This window comes from Moraxella pluranimalium (genome assembly GCF_002014825.1).
GTDB classification, from domain to species: domain Bacteria; phylum Pseudomonadota; class Gammaproteobacteria; order Pseudomonadales; family Moraxellaceae; genus Moraxella; species Moraxella pluranimalium.
The window spans coordinates 1-672 of sequence record NZ_MUYU01000004.1; the positions used below are offsets into that span (position 1 = coordinate 1).

The 672-nt window shown below is 38.2% G+C and carries 1 protein-coding gene; it reads left to right on the forward strand.

Going from position 1 to position 672, the window contains the following annotated elements:
- The first annotated feature begins 42 nt into the window (after positions 1-42).
- On the forward strand, positions 43-567 hold the full coding sequence (locus B0680_RS00555; protein WP_078253111.1) for a helix-turn-helix domain-containing protein: 525 nt from the start codon (positions 43-45) through the stop codon (positions 565-567).
- The last annotated feature ends 105 nt before the right edge of the window (positions 568-672 follow it).

Here is a 672-nt window from a genome sequence, read left to right on the forward strand (position 1 = left end):
TGAACCGCACCCCAAAAGTTAGACAACCTTTGGGGTGTTTTTATGACCAAATACACAATAGACTTTAAACTTAAAGTCATTGATCATTATTTCTCAGGACATAGTTACCACAGCACAGCCAACTCTTTTGGTATTAAACGCTCTATTGTCCAAAACTGGGTGAGACTCTACCAAACTCATGGTATTGATGGTATTCGTATCAGAAACAGCAAAACCAGTTATTCACCAGAATTTAAACACACAGCAGTATTACAACTACTCTCTGGTAAATCCATGTCAACAGTTGCTACCAAATTAAACATCAGTAGCCCAAGTGTACTGTTTCAATGGTTAAAAGCTTATCAAACTCATGGTATCATGGGGCTTACTCCTAAACCTAAAGGCAGGCAATCTATGCTAAAGACCAACAAAGCAAGCCAAACATCCAAACCTGATGAGCAAAAAACCCATGCTGAATTGATTGCTGAATTACAACACTTACGCATGGAGCTTGATATCTTAAAAAAGTTAGAAGCCTTGGAACGTCAGCAAAGAAAAAGCAAATCATCATCAATAAAATCACAGTGATTGACGAGCTAAGGCAGATTTATCCACTAAAACAATTGCTGACTTATCTTGGTGTTGCACGAGCAACATTCTATTATCATCTAAAGCAGCTTGCCAAGGCTGACA